Origin of the sequence: Caulobacter sp. KR2-114, assembly GCF_049446115.1 — a bacterium.
GTDB lineage: Bacteria > Pseudomonadota > Alphaproteobacteria > Caulobacterales > Caulobacteraceae > Acaudatibacter.
Map to the genome: position 1 here is coordinate 201,071 of NZ_JBMSEC010000004.1, position 14,275 is coordinate 215,345.

14 protein-coding genes and 1 tRNA gene are annotated in these 14,275 nt (G+C 70.1%); 4 read left to right on the top strand and 11 right to left on the bottom strand.

Features of this window, described 5'->3' with window-relative positions:
* Positions 1–12: 12 nt before the first annotated feature.
* The 6 genes from trpB to ACO2Q3_RS16285 form a co-directional block, all read right to left on the bottom strand.
* Positions 13–1,233 (bottom strand): tryptophan synthase subunit beta, encoded by a 1,221-nt coding sequence (gene trpB, locus ACO2Q3_RS16260; protein ID WP_423308359.1) that lies wholly within the window; start codon positions 1,231–1,233, stop codon positions 13–15.
* 28 nt (positions 1,234–1,261) lie between these two features.
* Positions 1,262–1,903, bottom strand: a complete 642-nt coding sequence (locus tag ACO2Q3_RS16265) for a phosphoribosylanthranilate isomerase (RefSeq protein ID WP_423308361.1) — start codon at positions 1,901–1,903, stop codon at positions 1,262–1,264.
* A gap of 51 nt (positions 1,904–1,954) precedes the next feature.
* Positions 1,955–2,647 carry a rhomboid family intramembrane serine protease gene (locus ACO2Q3_RS16270; protein WP_423308363.1) on the bottom strand — a complete coding sequence of 231 codons (693 nt, stop codon included), beginning with the start codon at positions 2,645–2,647 and terminating at the stop codon, positions 1,955–1,957.
* A gap of 10 nt (positions 2,648–2,657) precedes the next feature.
* Positions 2,658–3,278 (bottom strand): glutathione S-transferase family protein, encoded by a 621-nt coding sequence (locus ACO2Q3_RS16275; protein WP_423308365.1) that lies wholly within the window; start codon positions 3,276–3,278, stop codon positions 2,658–2,660.
* Between the two features lie 12 nt (positions 3,279–3,290).
* Positions 3,291–3,701 carry a large-conductance mechanosensitive channel protein MscL gene (gene mscL / locus ACO2Q3_RS16280; RefSeq protein ID WP_423308367.1) on the bottom strand — a complete coding sequence of 137 codons (411 nt, stop codon included), beginning with the start codon at positions 3,699–3,701 and terminating at the stop codon, positions 3,291–3,293.
* A gap of 71 nt (positions 3,702–3,772) precedes the next feature.
* Positions 3,773–4,054, bottom strand: coding sequence for an integration host factor subunit beta (locus ACO2Q3_RS16285; RefSeq protein WP_423308369.1), 282 nt, complete (start codon positions 4,052–4,054; stop codon positions 3,773–3,775).
* A 165-nt stretch (positions 4,055–4,219) separates the two neighbouring features.
* Between ACO2Q3_RS16285 and ACO2Q3_RS16290 the strand changes: the two genes are divergently transcribed.
* Entirely contained in the window at positions 4,220–5,029 is an 810-nt protein-coding gene (locus ACO2Q3_RS16290; protein ID WP_423308371.1) for a hypothetical protein, read from the top strand.
* A 6-nt stretch (positions 5,030–5,035) separates the two neighbouring features.
* Here the strand turns inward: ACO2Q3_RS16290 and ACO2Q3_RS16295 are convergent, their stop codons facing one another.
* The 4 genes from ACO2Q3_RS16295 to aroA form a co-directional block, all read right to left on the bottom strand.
* Positions 5,036–5,263 carry a hypothetical protein gene (locus tag ACO2Q3_RS16295; RefSeq protein ID WP_423308373.1) on the bottom strand — a complete coding sequence of 76 codons (228 nt, stop codon included), beginning with the start codon at positions 5,261–5,263 and terminating at the stop codon, positions 5,036–5,038.
* 176 nt (positions 5,264–5,439) lie between these two features.
* The gene (rpsA, locus tag ACO2Q3_RS16300; RefSeq protein WP_423308375.1) at positions 5,440–7,149 is read right to left on the bottom strand and encodes a 30S ribosomal protein S1; all 1,710 of its coding nucleotides are present in this window, start codon (positions 7,147–7,149) and stop codon (positions 5,440–5,442) included.
* A 168-nt stretch (positions 7,150–7,317) separates the two neighbouring features.
* Positions 7,318–7,968, bottom strand: coding sequence for a (d)CMP kinase (gene cmk / locus ACO2Q3_RS16305; protein ID WP_423308377.1), 651 nt, complete (start codon positions 7,966–7,968; stop codon positions 7,318–7,320).
* 174 nt (positions 7,969–8,142) lie between these two features.
* Positions 8,143–9,465, bottom strand: a complete 1,323-nt coding sequence (aroA, locus tag ACO2Q3_RS16310; protein WP_423308379.1) for a 3-phosphoshikimate 1-carboxyvinyltransferase — start codon at positions 9,463–9,465, stop codon at positions 8,143–8,145.
* 117 nt (positions 9,466–9,582) lie between these two features.
* On the opposite strand from aroA, the gene ACO2Q3_RS16315 reads away from it, so the two are divergent.
* The 3 genes from ACO2Q3_RS16315 to galE all read left to right on the top strand — a co-directional run bounded on the left by ACO2Q3_RS16315 (position 9,583) and on the right by galE (position 11,469).
* Positions 9,583–10,047 (top strand): TIGR02300 family protein, encoded by a 465-nt coding sequence (locus tag ACO2Q3_RS16315; protein WP_423308381.1) that lies wholly within the window; start codon positions 9,583–9,585, stop codon positions 10,045–10,047.
* A gap of 169 nt (positions 10,048–10,216) precedes the next feature.
* Positions 10,217–10,292, top strand: a tRNA-Ala gene (locus ACO2Q3_RS16320).
* A gap of 181 nt (positions 10,293–10,473) precedes the next feature.
* The gene (gene galE, locus ACO2Q3_RS16325) at positions 10,474–11,469 is read left to right on the top strand and encodes a UDP-glucose 4-epimerase GalE (protein ID WP_423308383.1); all 996 of its coding nucleotides are present in this window, start codon (positions 10,474–10,476) and stop codon (positions 11,467–11,469) included.
* 155 nt (positions 11,470–11,624) lie between these two features.
* Here the strand turns inward: galE and ACO2Q3_RS16330 are convergent, their stop codons facing one another.
* Positions 11,625–14,156, bottom strand: coding sequence for an NF038122 family metalloprotease (locus tag ACO2Q3_RS16330; RefSeq protein ID WP_423308385.1), 2,532 nt, complete (start codon positions 14,154–14,156; stop codon positions 11,625–11,627).
* Positions 14,157–14,275 lie beyond the last annotated feature (119 nt).

Genomic DNA, 14,275 nt, shown 5'->3' on the forward strand with positions numbered 1-14,275 from the left:
ACGGCGGGGCCCCTAGATCTTGCGCCCGAGGTGCGCGGCCACGGTGGCCAGGTCCTTGTCGCCGCGGCCGGAGAGGTTGAGCAGCACGATCCCGTCCTTGCCCACCTGCCGGGTGACGTCCGCCAGCCGCGCCAGGGCGTGGGCGCTCTCCAGCGCGGGGATGATCCCCTCCAGCCGGGTGCAGAGCTGCAGCGCTTCCAGGGCTTCGTCGTCGGTGGCGGTCAGGTAGGTGGCGCGGCCGACGTCGTGCAGCCAGGAATGCTCCGGGCCGATGCCCGGATAGTCCAGCCCGGCGGAGATCGAGTGCGCCTCCAGGATCTGTCCGGCGCGGTCCTGCAGCAGATAGGTCTTGTTGCCGTGCAGCACGCCCGGGCGGCCGCCGTTGATCGCTGCGGCGTGCTGGTCGGTGTCCATGCCGTGACCCGCAGCCTCGACGCCGATGATCTTCACCGTCTCGTCGTCGAGGAACGGGTGGAAGATGCCGATGGCGTTGGAGCCGCCGCCCACGCACGCCACCACGGCGTCCGGCAGCCGTCCCTCGGCCTCCAGCAGCTGGGCCCTGGCCTCGACGCCGATCACCGCCTGGAAGTCGCGCACCATCGCCGGATAGGGGTGCGGACCGGCCGCGGTGCCGATCAGGTAGTAGGTGTCGTGCACGTTGGTCACCCAGTCGCGCATCGCCTCGTTCATGGCGTCCTTCAGGGTCGAGGCCCCGGAGGTGACCGGCCGCACCTCGGCGCCCAGCAGGTTCATGCGCAGCACGTTGGGCGCCTGCCGCTCAACGTCCACCGCGCCCATGTAGACCACGCACGGCAGGCCGAAGCGGGCGCACACGGTGGCCGTGGCCACACCGTGCTGGCCGGCGCCGGTCTCGGCGATGATCCGGGTCTTGCCCATGCGCATGGCCAGCAGGATCTGGCCCATGCAGTTGTTGATCTTGTGCGCGCCGGTGTGGTTCAGCTCCTCGCGCTTCAGATAGATCTTCGCGCCGCCGAAATGCTCGGTCAGCCGCTCGGCGAAATAGAGCGGGCTGGGGCGGCCGACATAGTGCTTCAGGAACGAGGCCAGCTCGGCCTGGAACCCCTCGTCGGCCTTGGCGGCGGCGTATGCGGCGTCCAGGTCCTTGACCAGCGGCATCAGCGTTTCGGGCACATACAGCCCGCCATAGTCGCCGAACCGCCCATGGGCGTCCGGGTAGGCCGAGTAGTCGTTGGGCGTGGCGATCATGTTCACGGGCGGTGTTCCGTCAGGCGCGGTCGCATCAGACGCGGCGAACCGCCTCGAGGAAGGCTGCGATCAGGGAGGGGTCCTTTAGTCCGGGACCGCGTTCCACGCCAGAGGAAACGTCGGCGATCGGCGCTCCGCTGGACGCCAGCGCCTGGGCCACGTTCCAGGGATCGAGGCCGCCCGCCAGCAGATAGGGCCGCTCGAACCGTCGGCCGGCCAGCAGCGTCCAGTCGAACGGCTCGCCCAGGCCGCCGGGCCGATCGGCGTCCTTCGGCGGCTTGGCGTCGAACATCAGGTGCTCGGCCGCCCCCTCATAGGCCCGGGCCGGGTCGATGTCCGCCGCCTCCGAGACCGGCAGCACCTTGATCACCGGGATGCCGGCGCGCGCCGCGACCGCCGCCGTCCGCTCGGGCGTTTCGCGGCCGTGCAGCTGGATGAAGTCGGGTCGCACGATCCGTGCGATCTGGTCGACGGTGGCGTCGTCGGGATCCACCAGCAGGGCCACCGCCTTGGCGGCGGTCTGCCGGACGGGGGCGATCAGCCGGGCGGCCAGCTCCGGGGCGACGTTGCGCGGGCTCCTGTCGAAGAACACGAAGCCGAGGTAGGCCGCGCCGCCGTCCAGCGCCGCCTGCACGGTCTGAGGCGTCGACAGTCCGCAGATCTTGGCCTTGCGCATGCGCCCCGCTCGGAGAAACCCGCGCGACAGGTAGTCTCTGTGGCGGCGTGGTCAAGCCGCCAGGTCGGCGAAGTCCGGCGCCGCGCGCCAGCCGCCGAGACGCAGGAACGGCCCGATCAGCAGCAGGCCGGCAACGAACCCCGCCAGGTGGGCCTGCCAGGCGATGGTCACCGTCTGGCCCTGGCTGAGCAGGCTGAAGCCGAACAGCACCACGATCATCAGCAGGTTCTGCTTCACCAGCGACTGCACGTTCAGCCACACGGTGTGCGACCAGATCGGCGACAGCCGCCGACGATCGTCCACCAGCCGGGTCGCCGCGCCCCACAGGCCGCAGATCGCCCCGGAAGCGCCCACCGCGCCGGCCTGGCCGTAGGGGTGCAGGGCCACGAAGCCCAGGCTGGCCAGCACGCCGCACACGAGGAAGAAGGCGAAGAAGGCCGCCACGCCCCGCGCCGTGCCGGGAAACCGCGTGCTGACCGGCGCGCCCAGGGCGATCAGCGCCATCAGGTTCATGCCGATGTGCAGCACGCCGGCGTGCACGAACACCGAGGTCAGGGGCGTGTACCAGCGGCCCTCGGCCAGGGCGGCGAACGATACCGCCGCCCATTCCAGCAGGGAGTCGTCCGCGAACAGGAACTGCAGGCCGAAGGTGGCGATCAGCACCGCCGCCAGGGCAAACAGCGGTCCGCGCCCCGCGCCGCGGTCCGCCATGCGCCGCTCGCCCCTGTCGAAATCGTCGATCATCGCGCCTTATCTAGGAAGGCGGGGGCCAGTTCGCCGCCGCGGCGGTCTTGTAGGCCTCCCGCGCCGAGATGCGATCGTTGTAGGCCATGGTCTCGGGGGTGGCCGGCATCCGGCCGGTGAACAGCGCCACCGAGATCACCGAGCCCAGCACCACGTCGGCGGTGGAGAAGCGCTCGCCCAGGATCCACGGTCCGCCGGCCAGGAGGTCGTCCATGAGGCTCAGCACGGTCTCGCGGCGGCCCCAGCCGCGACCGCTGGCCGAGGCGTCGTCGTCCGGCTGATCGGTCAGATAGACCGCCGGTTCGAACACGGCCGTGGCGAACACGCACCAGCGCAGATAGGGGCCGCGCAGCGGATCGTCCGTCGCCGGCGCCAGGGTCCCCAGGCCATAGCGGTCGGCCAGGTAGAGGCAGATGGCGGGGTTCTCGGTGACCACCACCGGGCCGTCGGTGATCGCCGGGACCTTGCCCATCGGATTGATGCGCAGGTAGTCGGGCGCCTTGTGCCGCCGCCGGCGGATATCGACGTCGACGATCCGGTGCGGCAGGCCAAGCTCTGCCAGCATCCACCGCGCCATGAAGCTGCGGCTGTGGATCGAGGCGTAGAGGGTGATGTCCGGGGTCGGCGCCACGACGGGCCCGACCTACGGGCGGCTCTTCAGCAGATCGCGGATCTCGACCAGCAGGGCCTCGGTGACGGTCGGCGCCGGCGGGTCGGCGGGCGCCTCGGCGTCCTTGCGACGCAGGGTGTTGACCATCTTCACCATCAGGAACACCACAACCGCGACGATCAGGAACTGGATCACGGTGTTGAAGAAGGCGCCGTAGAGGATCGCCACCTCGCCCTTCTTGCTGAGGGTGTCAGCCGGCTGCAGCACGATCTTCAGCTGCGAGAAGTCCACCTTGCCCAGCACCAGGCCGATCGGCGGCATCACCACCTGCTCGACCAGGCTGGTGACGATCTTGCCGAAGGCCGCGCCGATGATCACACCGACGGCCAGGTCGATGACGTTGCCGCGGGCGATGAACTCGCGGAATTCCTTGAAGATGCTCATGGGCCCCTCCGTTTGCCGGGACTTTCCCGGGCTTCGGGAGCGCCGTCAACCGGCCCTCCGGTCGAGCCGGGTCAGTCGGCGTTCAGCCGGGCGCGCAGTTCCTTGCCGCTCTTGAAGAACGGCACGTGCTTGGCGCGAACCTCGACCGTCTCCCCGGTGCGCGGGTTGCGGCCGGCGCGTGCGGGACGGGCGCGCACGGAGAAGGCGCCGAAACCGCGCAGCTCGACGCGGCCACCCTCCTCCAGGGCGTTGATCATGCGCTCCAGGATCACGCCCACCACGCGCTCGATGTCCCGCTGGGTGAGATGCGGGTTCTCGCTCGCCAACGCGGCGATAAGCTCGGACTTGATCATGGACACTCTGCCCCTATCCCGGGCGAGACCTTTGCCCAAACGTCGCTTGATCTTCAAGGGGTTGCGCGACGAGGACGGGCGTTAAACCCCTCGAAAGCCCGATATGCCAAGCCTGTAGGCGTCTCGGAGGAAGGCCCGCGACCGGATTTGGGAACCTCGACCGGCATGGACGCCTCCACGCCCACTGATTCGACCCCCGTGGCGGCCCAGCCGGCGACCGCCCGATTCGCCACGCGCCTGGCGTCGGCGTCGGGTCGGGATCTGCAGGTGGAGGGCTACTGGCGGCCGGTGCTCGCCCTGGTGGAGGCGACCTCCCGCGGCTGGGCGCTGACCTGCCGGATCCGCACGGCCGACGCCGAGGCGCGCGCCGTCGCCCTCGACAGCCTCAATGCCGTGGATCGCGAACGCGTCACCCTGGCGGCCGTGCGGCAGGGGGTGAAGGTGCTGCCACAGGCCGATCGCCATAGCGGCGGGCCGGCCCCCATGGCCCTGATCCCCATCCCCTGGGCGTGCGCCAAGGCCGAGCGGGTGCGGCGCGAGCTGCTGCGGCTGGGCGGCCTGGCGCGTGGCGCGCGGCAGGTGGTGCCGGTGGCCGAGTTCACGGATATCGAGCCGGGGGCGCCAGCCGCCGCCCTGGCCGAAGCCGCCGCCGGCCTCAGGCCGATGTTCGGCGGAGTGCTCGTGCGGCTGGCGGGCGGCGGCAGCGACGTGCCCCGGCTGATGGACCGCGGCTTCGCCGGCGCCAGCCTGGAGGCGGACAGCCTGAAGCTGTCGGAGGAGCGGCCGATCCTGGTCGGCCTGGCGGCGCTGCTGAAGGCGGTCGGGCCGATGCCCGGCCTGCATGGCGTCAACAGCGTCGCCACGCTGGAGGCCGCCCGAGACGCCGGCTTCGCCTGGGCCAGCCTCGACCTGACCAGGGGCGGCTGGCATCTGTTCAACGCGGGGCTCGAGGCGCTGCGCGCGCCCCGGGACTGAGGCGCGTCAGCGGCGGCGGCTGGCCAGCCAGTAGACGCCGTAGGCCAGGGCCGCCGGCCCGGCATAGCTGGCGGCGAACAGCCAGGGCGAGGAACCGCCCACCGCCGACGAGATCGCCGAACCGGTCGCCACCACCCCGAACACGACCAGGACGACGGCCGCGGTCATGCCCACTTCGCTGGGAATCTTCTTGAGCCATGCGGGCCCGTGGGCGCCGTCCAGGACCTTGTCCATCCATTCCTCCCGCCGGTCTTCGCCGGCTGCGCGTCCGCGGACGCCAGGGGCCGATGGTCTGCCTCAATGCGAAGCGACGGCATGCGACCAGACGCCGCAGCCGCGCGCACGAAAAAGGCCCTCCCCCGTCGCCGGGGAAGGGCCCTTCGCAGCCTTCGGGGCGAACCCCGGGAGGCTTATTCCTTGGAGGCCTTCTCGCGCAGCGCGGCGCCCAGGATGTCGCCCAGCGAGGCGCCGGAGTCCGACGAGCCGAACTGCTCGATGGCTTCCTTTTCCTCGGCCATTTCCAGGGCCTTCACCGACAGGGACACCCGGCGGGCGGCCTTGTCGACGTTGGTGATCTGGGCGTCCAGGCGATCGCCGACGGCGAAGCGTTCCGGGCGTTGCTCGGAGCGGTCGCGCGACAGGTCCGACTTGCGGATAAAGGCCGTGATCGGGGCTTCATCCTCGCCGAAGCGCACTTCGATGCCGCCCGAGGTGATCTCGGTGACCTGCACGGTCACCGTCTGGCCCTTGCGGTAGACGTCGCCGGCCAGCGGATCGCCGCCCAGCTGCTTGATGCCCAGGCTGATGCGTTCCTTCTCGACGTCGACGTCAAGCACGCGCGCCTTGACCACATCGCCCTTCTTGTAGCGGGCCATGGCCTCTTCGCCCGGGGTGTTCCAGTCGATGTCCGACAGGTGCACCATGCCGTCGATGTCGTTGTCGAGGCCGATGAACAGGCCGAACTCGGTGGCGTTCTTGACTTCGCCTTCGACGCTCGAACCGATCGGGTGCTGTTCCAGGAACTGCTCCCAGGGGTTCTGCATGGCCTGCTTCAGGCCCAGGCTGACCCGGCGCTTGGAGGCGTCGACGTCCAGCACGACCACATCCACTTCCTGCGAGGTGGAGACGATCTTGCCGGGGTGGACGTTCTTCTTGGTCCAGGACATTTCCGACACGTGGACCAGGCCCTCGACCCCCGGCTCCAGCTCCACGAAGGCGCCGTAGTCGGTGATGTTGGTGATCCGGCCGGTGAACTTGGCGCCCACCGGGTACTTGGCTTCCACGCCGTCCCAGGGGTCGGACTGCAGTTGCTTCATGCCCAGGCTGATGCGCTGGGTGTCCGGGTTGATCTTGACGATCTGCACCTTGACGGTGTCGCCCACGGCCAGGACCTGGCTCGGGTGGGAAACGCGCTTCCAGCTCATGTCGGTGACGTGCAGCAGGCCGTCGATGCCGCCCAGGTCCACGAACGCGCCGTAGTCGGTGATGTTCTTGACCACGCCTTCGCGGACTTCACCCTCTTGCAGCTGCGACACCAGTTCGGTGCGCTGCTCGGCGCGGGCTTCTTCCAGGATGGCGCGGCGGGAGACGACGATGTTGCCGCGCGGACGGTCCATTTTCAGGATCGCGAACGGCTGCTCGCGGCCCATCAGCGGGCCGACGTCGCGCACCGGACGGATGTCCACCTGGCTGCCCGGCAGGAAGGCCGAGGCCCCGCCCAGGTCGACGGTGAAGCCGCCCTTCACGCGGCCGACGATGGCGCCCAGCACCGGTTCGTTCTTGGCGAACACGCCTTCCAGGCGGGTCCAGGCTTCCTCGCGGCGGGCCTTGTCGCGGCTGATCACCGCTTCGCCCATGGCGTTCTCGACGCGCTCCAGGAACACCTCGACGGTGTCGCCGGCCTTGATCGTGGCCTTGCCGTTCTCGTCGACGCCGAATTCCTTCACCGGAATGCGGCCCTCGGTCTTGAGGCCCACGTCGATGATGGCGAAGTCCTTTTCGATGGCCGACACGCGGCCCTTCACCACCGTACCCTCGGCGAAGTCCCTGCCGCCCATGCTCTCGTCGAGAAGGGCCGCGAAGTCGTCGCGCGTCGGGTTCATGCTCAGATCATCAGCCATTGGCTAAATCGTTCTTTCGTCTTGAATGGACAGTCGGGCCCCGGGGCCTGCGGCGCCGGGACCTTGGGTCCGGTTAGGGGTTGAACCGAAAGCGCCCCGACGATCTTGTCGGAGGGTCCGGAGCGCTGGTGAATTCCCGCGGCCATCGAGGGGAATGGCGCGGTTGGATTAGCCGGGGGATCCCTCCCACCTGGCGCGCGCCGCCTCGACGATGCGGCGGGCCGCATCGGCGGCCGCTTCTATAGTCATTTCAGTGGTGTCCAGCAAGACCGCGTCCTCGGCCTGCCGCATCGGCGCGGCGTCGCGATGGCCGTCGCGCTCGTCGCGCCGGCGGATGTCGGCGAGGATCTCGTCGTAGGTCACCGCCTCGCCCTGGCCGACCAGCTGGCGGAAGCGGCGATCGGCGCGCACCTCCGGGGTGGCGGTGACATAGACCTTGGCCGGCGCGCCGGGGGCGATCACCGTGCCGATGTCGCGCCCGTCCAGCACCGCGCCAGGCTCGCGCGCGGCGAACGCCCGCTGGAAGTCCAGCAGCGCCTGACGCACGTCGCCGTGCACCGCCACCCGGCTGGCCGCCTCCCCGGCCGCGCGGGTGCGCAGGGCCGGGTCTTCCAGGTGTGTGAGGTCCAGGCGCCGCGCCACCTCGGCCGCCGCCGCCTCGCTGTCCAGGTCTCCGCCCAGTTTCAGCAGCCCCACGCCAACGGCGCGGTACAGCAGGCCGGTGTCCAGCACCGGATAGCCGTAGAGCGCGCCCAGGCGCACGGCGATGGTGCCCTTGCCCGAGGCGGCCGGCCCGTCGACGGCGATGACGAAGCCCACTATCCGCCCTCCCCTTCATGGGGAGGGACAGATCGCGAAGCGATCAGGGTGGGGAACCCAGCCACGGGCCCCGCCGCCAGCCGCTTGGCGTCCGTTGCCGCGGCAGGACTCCCCCACCCCGGTCCTTCGGACCACCCCTCCCCACAAGGGGGAGGGCGGTCAGCGCCCTTCGCCTCAGACAATGTCCGCCCCCAGGCCGGCCATCAGCGCCCCGAACCCCGGGAAGCTGGTGGCGATCATGCCGGGTTCGTCGACGGCCACCGCCTCGTCGGCGCCGAGGCCGAGGATCAGGTGGCTCATGGCGATGCGGTGGTCGCCGTGGGTGCGCACCAGGCCGCCGCCGCGCACGGCGTGGTTGGCCCGGGCGGCGCCAACCACGATCAGGCCTTCCGGCTCCTCCTCGACGCCGACGCCGCAGGCGGCCAGGCCCTGGGCCATCATGGCGATGCGGTCGCTTTCCTTGACCCGCAGCTCGCCGATGCCGCGCATGACGGTCGGCCCTTCGGCATAGGCGGCGGCCACCGCCAGGATCGGATACTCGTCGATCATCGACGGCGCCCGTTCCGGCGGCACGGCCACGCCCTTCAGCGCCGAGTGCCGGGCGACGACGTCACCGACCTGCTCGCCGCCCTCCTCGCGCGCGTTCTCTATGGTCAGGTCCGCGCCCATCTCGCGCAGGGTCTCGAACAGGCCGGTGCGCAACGGGTTGAGCAGCACCCCCTCGACGGTCACCTCCGAGCCCGGGGTGATGATCGCCGCCACCAGCGGGAACGCCGCTGAGGAAGGATCACCCGGCACGACGATGCGGGTTCCGGTCAGCGGCTGGCCGCCCGCCAGGCGGACATGCCGGCCGTCGGCCTCGTCGGCGACGTCCACCCGCGCCCCGAAGGCGCGCAGCATCCGCTCGGTGTGGTCGCGCGTCGGCTCCGGCTCGATCACCTCGGTGACGCCCGCAGCGTTCAGCCCGGCCAGCAGCACCGCCGACTTCACCTGCGCCGAGGGTTCGGGCAGGCGGTAGCTCATCGCCGTCAGGCCGCCGCCCCGCAGCGTCAGTGGCAGACGGCCGCCCTCGCGGCAGATCCAGCTGGCGCCCATCTGGCCCAGCGGCTTCAGCACCCGGTTCATCGGCCGCCCGCGCAGCGACCGGTCGCCGGTGAAGGTCGCCGCCAGGGTGAAGCCCGCGGCCGCCCCCATGATCAGCCGCACGCCGGTGCCGGCGTTGCCGCAGTCGATCACGTCGGCCGGCTCGCTGAAGCCGCCCGCGCCGGTCACGCGCCAGCGGCCGCCGCCCAGGCTCTCCACCTGCGCCCCGAAGGCGCGCATGGCGCCGGCGGTGGCCAGCACATCGTCGCCTTCCAGCAGGCCTTCGATCTCGGTCACGCCGCTCGCAAGGGCGCCCAGGATCATCGACCGGTGGGAAATCGACTTGTCGCCCGGCGCGCGCACGCGGCCGCGCAACGGCCCGCCGGGACGGGCTTTCATTCCAGCTTCGCTCATTGGGATTTCGGGAGCCTCTCGAACCGGCTCTGAAGACAAAGGATTCGCCTTTTGACAGCGCCGCGCTCGCGTGGCAAGGGAGCCGCCGCTCCACGACATCTTCCAGAGGTCGCCACCTTGGCCAATCCCGAACTGGGCGCAAAACAGATTTGCCCGAACTGTTCGACGAAATTCTACGACCTGACCCGCCGCCCTGCGCATTGCCCCAAGTGCGGCACGGACTTCGATCCTGAAGAGGCGCTGCGCAACCGTCGCGTGCGCGCCCGCACCACCTTGCCCGAGGATGATGCGGAAGAGGAAAAGGTCGCAGTGGTCGCCGAAAGCGAGGACGGCTTCGAAGCCGAGCCGGACGAGGCGCCCGAGCTGGACGCCGCCGCCGACGAGCCGCCGCTGATCACCACGGACGACGACGACGGCGACACGCCGGTCGCCGACGAGGACGTGGGCGTCGATTTCGCCGAGGACGACCTGGCCGACGACGAGGACGACGACGTGCCGTTCCTGGAGGACGAGGACGACGACGACTTCAGCGAGGACGAAATCGACGGTCTGCCGGAGGAGGGCGACACCGACGATCGCTAGACCGTGCGGCGTCGACGGTTTTCGGTGGCGGGCGCAGGCGTTCGCCACCGCGGAACCGCCAAAATGCAAATTGCGGCATTTTGGCTGAAAACGGCTCTTGATCGGGAAAAGCCGTCGCTCTAGGTTCCGCGCCTCCCGAGGGGGCCACCCCGAAGGACCTGGGTTTCCCGGGGCTATAGCTCAGTTGGTAGAGCGCTTGAATGGCATTCAAGAGGTCAGCGGTTCGACTCCGCTTAGCTCCACCATTCAGTCCGGGACGTGACGCCGCTCGCGTCCCGGCGCTGAATGCCTCCCGAACCTCCCACCCTCTGCGACAGCGCTGACTGCCCGACGCCGACCTGCGACCGCTCGCTCGGCGCCGGAACGCCGGCTGGCGTCGCCCCGCCCGCTCTCCGCGACGGAACACGAGCCTGGGAGGCGCGATCGATGGAGACTGTCCTGGTGACCGGGGGCGCCGGCTATGTCGGCGCGCACACCTGTCTTCGGCTGGCTCAGGCCGGCTTTCGCCCGGTGACATACGACAACCTCAGCAACGGACACCGGCGCTTCGTGCAGTGGGGCCCGCTGGAAGAGGGCGACATCCGCGACCGCCCCAGGCTGGACGAGGTCTTGCGGCGGGTCCGCCCCAGCGCGGTGCTGCACTTCGCCGCCCTGATCGAGGTCGGCGAGTCGGTGAAGCATCCGGATCGCTTCCACGACAGCAACGTCGCGGGCGCCCTGACCGTGATCGAGGCCGCGCGGGCGGCGGGCGTGCGCCGGGTGGTGTTCTCGTCCACCTGCGCCATCTACGGCGAGCCGCAGCGCCTGCCGCTGGACGAGGACCATCCGCAGGCGCCCTTGAATCCCTACGGCGAGACCAAGCGGCTGGTCGAACAGGCGCTCGCCCGCCTGGCCGGGACGGACGGCTTCCAGTCGGTGGCGCTGCGCTACTTCAACGCCGCCGGGGCCGATCCCGAGGGCCGTATCGGCGAGGCGCACGATCCGGAGACCCACGCCATCCCCCTGGCGATCCAGGCGGCGCTCGGCCAGCGGCCGGGGTTCAGGATCTTCGGCGACGACTACCCCACCCGTGACGGCACCGCCCTGCGCGACTACGTGCACGTGCTCGACCTGGCTGACGCGCACGTGGCCGCCCTGCGGTACCTGATGGGTGGCGGCGCCACGACGGCGTTCAACCTGGGGGCCGGGGTCGGGGTCACCGTCAGGGAGCTGCTGGACGCCGTCCGCAAGGTCAGCGGCCGGACCTTCCCGGTGGAGACGGCCGGGCGTCGTCCAGGGGATGCGCCAGCCCTGGTCGCCGACGCCGGCAGGGCGGCCGCCACGCTCGGCTGGCGGCCGACCTACGACCTGGAGGCCATCGTCGAGACCGCGTGGCGATGGCATTCGGCGCAAGCCTCCGGCGGACCGGGCGCGTCGGCATGAGCTTGGCCGCCGGTCGGCGACCGCCCAGGACCAGCGCCGCCTAGAGCACGATGGCTTTTGTCGGAATCGACAAAAGCCATCGTGCTCGTAGACTTAGAGAGGGCGAGCCTGCTGATCGCCTTTTGATGGTTCCATCAAAAGGCGGCAGGCTCTAGCTAGCCGAGCAGATGCCATCCCGCGCCCGGCGCCCCGAGCGCGCCGCCGCCGATGATGTGCGTGTCGTTCAGCTCCCAGCTGGCATAGTTGCCTGACGCATCGTGGAAGATCAGGTCGCTGCGGCCGTCGCCGTTGAGGTCGGCCACGCTGTCGAACACCCAGGTTCCGCCCGGATTGCCGATGTTGCCGCCGCCGATGATCGAACCCCCGTTCAGGTCCCAGGTGGCGAACAGGCCGCTGGCGTTCTCGAACAGGACGTCGGCCTTGCCGTCGCCGTTGAAGTCGCCGATGGCCTTGAAGGTGAAGGAGCCGCCGGGGGCGCCGAGGGTGGAGCGGGACGCGACCTGGGCGCCGTTCATCAGCCACACTTCGTAGACGCCGGATGTCGGGTTCTGCCACAGCAGATCGGCTCGGCCGTCGCCGTTGAAGTCGCCGATGGCCTGCAGCGCGTATCCGGTGTCGGCCTTGCCGAGGCTGACCTGGCCGACCACCGCTGGGCCGTGCAGCAGCCATTCGCTGAAGCTTCCGTCCGCCGCCTTCAGCAGCAGGTCGCCCTGCCCGTCGCCGTTGAAGTCCCCTGCCCCGGCGATGCTGGTCCCGGCGGCGGGCTTGCCCAGGGTGGCGCCGCCGATCAGCTGGACGCCGTTGGTCTCCCAGGTGGCGATCGTCCCGTCCTGGGCCTGGAAGGCGATGTCCTTGAAGCCGTCGCCGTTGAAGTCGCCGACCGGGCCCGCCGTCCAGCCGGCGCCGGGCGAGCCCAGCGTGCCCCCGCCGATGATCTGGTGGTCGTTGACCATCCAGGTGGCCAGGGTCCCGTCGGCGCGCTGAAACACCAGGGTGGGTGGCGTCCAGGGCGACGTCACCGCCGGCAGGTAGGACGAGCCCGGGTTGCCCAGATTGCCGCCGCCGACGATGGCGGTGTCGTTCAGATCCCATGTCGCCAGGGTCCCGTCGGTCCCCTGGAACAGCAGGTCGCTGGTTCCGTCGCTGTTGTAGTCGCCGATGCCGACCAGGGTCCAGTTGGAGCCGGGATTGCCCAGTTGGCCGCCCCCGATCACCGCCGCGCCGCCGACATCCCACGTCATGTAGGCCCCGGCGCCATTCTCGAACAGGACGTCCGTCCGGCCGTCGCCGTTGAAGTCGCCCAGGCCCTTGAACACCCAGCCCGCGCCCGGATTGCCCAGGTTGCCGCCGCCGGCGACGACGTGGTTGTCGTCGATCTGCCAGGTCGCATAGAGGCCGCTGGCGTTCTCGAACAGGATGTCGGCCTTGCCGTCGCCGTTGAAGTCGCCGACGCCCTTGAACACCCAGCCGGCGCCGGGATTGCCCAGCGTGCCGCCGCCGATGATCGACGCGCCGCTGACGTCCCAGGTCGCATAGTCGCCCGTGGCGACGTTGCGGAACAGGATGTCGCTGGAGGCGTCGGCGTTGAAGTCGCCGGTGGCGATGGCGATCCAGTTGGCGCCGGGGTTGCCGATCGTGCCGCCGCCCTGGATGTGCGGCCCGCCGAGCTGCCAGGTGGCGACGCGGCCGTCGAGGTTCTGGAACAGCAGGTCGGCCTGGGTGTCGCCGTTGAAGTCGCCGCCGCCGACCAGCCGCCAGCCTGCGCCGGGATTGGCGATGGTCCCGCCGGCGATGATCGCGGTGTCGTTCAGTTCCCACAGCGCATAGGCGCCGGCGCTGCTGCGGAACAGCACGTCGCTGTAGCCATCGCCGTTGGCGTCGTTGGTGGTGGGCGCCGCCAGGCGGAAGCCCAGCACGTCCATCTCCTGCAGGTCGACGGTCGACACCAGGCCCGACACCCCGGCGTAGCCGTAGCCGAAGGCGTCGCCGATGATGCCCGTGCCCCAGTCGCCGTAGTCGGCGTTCGAACCCGGCCCATTGTAGCCGTAGAGCAGGTGCTGGCCGTCGTAGGAGAAGACGCCGTCGGCCGCGGTGAACACGTGCGTCCCCGGCGCGGAGAAGCGGAACAGGTCCAGCGGGGCGTACAGGCTGAAGCCCTGGAAGCTGCCCGTCCCCAGGTACGAGATTCGGCCCAGCGCCTCGGAGATTTCGTGTTCGATGGCGCCGACGCCGTCGTATTCCCCCGCGACCGAGCGGTTGTTGGGGTCCCAGGTGAAGCTGGCGGTGCTGCTGACGGCGACGAAGCCGTCCTGCGGATCGGTGTAGCCCGGCTCGCTGCCCAGGCCGAAGATCTTGGCTTCCGAGTCCGAGACCCAGAAGCGTCCGCCATTGGTGGGATCGCTGGCCAGGAAGGTGGCCAGCGAAGCCTTGTCCACCGCCGAGGTCGCGGCGGCGGTGAGATAGCCCACCAGGCTGGAATAGGTCTCGATGTTGCCGTTGGTGCTGCTCTCGGCCAAGGCGCCTGAGGCCAGGGCCTGGCCGTTGAGCTCGCCGTAGCTGAACGTCAGCTTCACGGTGATCGGATTGACGATCATGTGCTCGAAGTAGCTGACCGCCGCCTGCACCGCGGTCTTGTATCCAGCCGGCGCATTGGCGACGCTGGAATCGTACACGATCTGGATCTTCATACGCCGACGCCCCTGGCTCCGCCGGAGCATAGGCAAGTCGGCGCCGACGCTTCCTGCGGATGTCCGAAGGTGCTCTCGGCGCCCGCGCCTTGGGAAGAGGAAATCGAGGGTGCGTCGTT